1 protein-coding gene is annotated in these 3714 nt (G+C 69.9%); it reads right to left on the bottom strand.

Features of this window, described 5'->3' with window-relative positions:
* A partial coding sequence (locus tag ACFVS6_RS42845; RefSeq protein WP_389711957.1) for a type I polyketide synthase occupies window positions 1–3714 on the bottom strand: 3714 nt, incomplete at both ends.

Raw genomic sequence — 3714 nt, 5'->3', positions numbered from 1 at the left:
CACCGCGCCACCCGCCAGGTCCCGAACACCCTCGCCGACACCGACAGCCACCGCACCCGACGTCAACCACACCAGACGAGCACCCGCGAACCGATGGTCCGCCAACCAACCCTGCACCGTCTCCACGGCCGCGTTCACCGCCGCGTGGACGGAACCGACCGTGTCGGCGTCGTCCCCGATGGCGGGCGGCAGTACGAATACCGCGTCCGGAACCGGTTCGCCCCCGTCGAGAGCCGCAGCGAGGGCGGCGGCATCGGCGTACGCGGTGACCTGTGCACCCGAAGTGCCCAGGTCGAGTTCGTCCCGGCCGAGGACGGCCCAGCGAAGGCCGGCGGCGGAAGCCTCGCCCATGGGGGCGGGCGTCCATTCGACGCGGAAGAGGGATTCCACGTGGGCTCCCGCAGCGGCGTTGACCTGCTCGGCCGAGGCCGGCCGAAGCGTCAGCGACTCCACCGCCGCCACCGCCCGCCCGGACTCGTCCGCGACCAACAACGCCAACGTGTGCGACTCATCCGCGGACACCGGCGTCAACCGCATCCGCAACGCCGAAGCACCCGCCGCGAACAACGAAACCCCGGACCACGAGAACGGCAGCTGCGCACCGGTCTCCGCCGCGGCGGGGTCGCCGTGGCCTATGGCGTGCAGACCGGCGTCGAGGAGGGCCGGATGCAGACCGAACCGCGCCGCGTCACGACGCCCGTCCTCCGGAAGCACGACCTCGGTGAACAACTCACCACCGCGCCGCCAGGCCGCCTTCAAGCCCTGGAACAGCGGCCCGTAGGTCATGCCGTCCCCTGCGAGTTCCTCGTACAGTCCGCTCACGTCGACGGCGACCGCGTCGACCGGCGGCCAGACCGCCAGCGCACCGAAGTCCGCCGCCGCCTCGGACCGGGCACCGACGGCAAGCACACCGGACCCGTGACGGATCCACGGCTCGCCCGCGAGTGCGTCCTCATGCCGGGAGTACACGGCGAACGCCCGGTTGCCGGAGGCGCTCGGCGCGTCGACGGCGAGTTGCAGGTGCACGCCGCCGCGCTCGGGCAGGACCAGCGGAGCTTCCAGCGTCAGCTCCTCGACCACGTCGCATCCGACCTGGTCGCCGGCGCGGATCGCGAGGTCGACGAAGGCCGTTCCCGGCAGCAGGACACCACCGTGGATCGTGTGATCGGCGAGCCAGGCGTGGGTGTCGAGCGACAGTCGACCTGCGAGCAGCACCCCGTCCGAGTCGGCGAGAGTGACCGCCGCGCCGAGCAGCGGGTGGTCGGCGTCGCCGAATCCGATCGCTGCCGGGTCCCCGGTCGTGTACGCCACCTCACTGGGCCAGAACCGCTGCCGCTGGAAGGCGTACGTCGGCAGGTCAACCCGTCGGGCACCACTACCGGCGAAGAACGCCGACCAATCGACGGCCACACCGTGAACATGAGCCTGCGCGAGGGCTGTCGTGACGACCTGGACCTCGGGACGGTGCCGACGGAGCGCGGGCACGAACGTGGCCGTCGATCCGGCGGTGACGCATTCCTGGGCGAGGGCGGAGAGGATTCCGTCGGGTCCGAGTTCGAGGTAGGTGGTCACGCCGGCGGCTTCCAGGGTGCGGATGCCGTCGAGGAAGCGGACGGCGTCGCGGACGTGGCGGACCCAGAAGTCGGCCGTGCCCATCTCGCCGTCGGTGACGAGGGCGCCGGTCAGGTTGGAGACGACCGGGATGCTCGGCACGTTGAAGGTCAGGCCGTCGACCACCTTGCGGAAGTCGGCGAGCATGCCGTCCATGTGCGGCGAGTGGAAGGCATGACTGACGACGAGGCGCTTGGTCTTGCGGCCGGTGAGCGATGCGGCGATGGCGACCGCTTCGTCCTCGTCACCCGCGATCACGACGGACTGCGGACCGTTGACGGCCGCGATGCTCACCCGGTCGGTCAGCAGCGGCAGAACCTCCGCCTCCGACGCCTGAACGGCGATCATCACGCCACCGGTCGGCAGCGCCTGCATCAGCCGTCCGCGCGCTGCGACCAGCGTGCACGCGTCGTCCAGCGACAGGACACCGGCCGCATGCGCGGCAGCGATCTCACCGATGGAGTGCCCGGACAGGTAGTCCGGCTTCACACCCCACGATTCGATCAGCCGGAACAACGCCACCTCGACGGCGAACAACGCCGGCTGGGTGAAGCGAGTCTCATCCAGCAGAGCGGCATCCGACCCGAACAGCAGCTCCTTCAGCGGCAGTTCCAGCAGCCCGTCCATTCGGGCACACACGGCGTCCAACGCGTCCGCGAACACCGGGTGGGCCTCGTACAGCTCACGCCCCATGCCCAGCCGCTGACTCCCCTGCCCCGTGAACAGGAAGGCCAGTCCGCCACCCGAGACCGCACCTTGGTGGACCCCCGGCACCTGCTCTCCGGCCGCAAGGGCAGTCAGTCCGGTGAGGAATGCCGCCCGGTCCTCCGCGAGGACAACGGATCGACGATCGAGCGTGGACCTCGATGTGGCCAAGGAGTAGGCGACGTCGGTGGGTTCCAGCATTTCGTCCGACGCGATCCACGCCGCCAGCCGCTCGGCCTGCACACGCAGAGCCGCATCGCTCTTCGCCGACAGAATCCACGGCAGGCCACCCGCACGACCCTGCTGCGGCCGAAGCGATACCTCCGCGTCACCCTCGACGTCGGGAGCCTGCTCGATGATCGTGTGGGCGTTGGTGCCGCTGAACCCGAACGAGGAAATACCCGCCCGACGCGGACGACCGGTCTCCGGCCACGCCCGCCGCTCCGTCAGCAAAGCGATCTCACCCGCGGTCCAGTCGACGTGCGGGGTGGGCTCATCCACATGCAGCGTCCGCGGCAGCACCCCGTGCTGCATCGCCAGGACCATCTTCATCACACCGGCCACACCGGCAGCGGCCTGCGTGTGCCCGATGTTCGACTTGATCGAACCGAGCAGCAACGGCTGCCCGTCGGCCCGCTCCTGGCCGTACGTGGCGAGGAGCGCCTGCGCCTCGATCGGGTCGCCCAGACGGGTACCCGTGCCGTGTGCCTCGACGGCGTCCACGTCGGCGGCCGACAGGCCGGCGCCGGCCAGCGCCGCACGGATCACCCGCTGCTGCGAAGGACCGTTCGGAGCCGTCAGACCATTGCTCGCACCATCCTGGTTGATCGCCGAGCCACGGATCACCGCGAGGACCGGGTGACCGTTGCGGCGGGCATCCGACAGCCGCTCCACGAGCAGCATGCCGACACCCTCACCCCAACCCGTACCGTCCGCACCCGCCGCGAAAGCCTTGATCCGACCATCGGCCGCAAGCCCACGCTGACGACTGAAGTCGATGTACGCACCCGGCGACGACATGACCGTCACACCACCGGCCAACGCCATGCTGCACTCACCGTTACGGAGCGCCTGCACCGCCCAATGCAACGCCACCAACGAAGCCGAGCACGCGGTATCAACCGTCACCGCCGGACCCTCAAGCCCGAACGCATACGACAGACGCCCCGACACGACACTCGCCGCGTTTCCGGTACCGAGAAAGCCCTCGATGCCCTCGGGGATTACCTGGAAGGTCGAGTCGTAGTCCTGGCCGTTGGTGCCGACGAAGACACCCGCCTGGGTTCCACGCACCGCGGCCGGGTCGATACCCGCCCGCTCGAACGCCTCCCACGTCGTCTCCAACAACAACCGCTGCTGCGGATCCATCGCCAGGGCCTCACGCGGCGAAATACCGAA

This window comes from Streptomyces sp. NPDC057939, from assembly GCF_042887545.1.
GTDB lineage: Bacteria > Actinomycetota > Actinomycetes > Streptomycetales > Streptomycetaceae > Streptomyces.
This window is presented reverse-complemented; position numbering and strand designations above follow the sequence as displayed.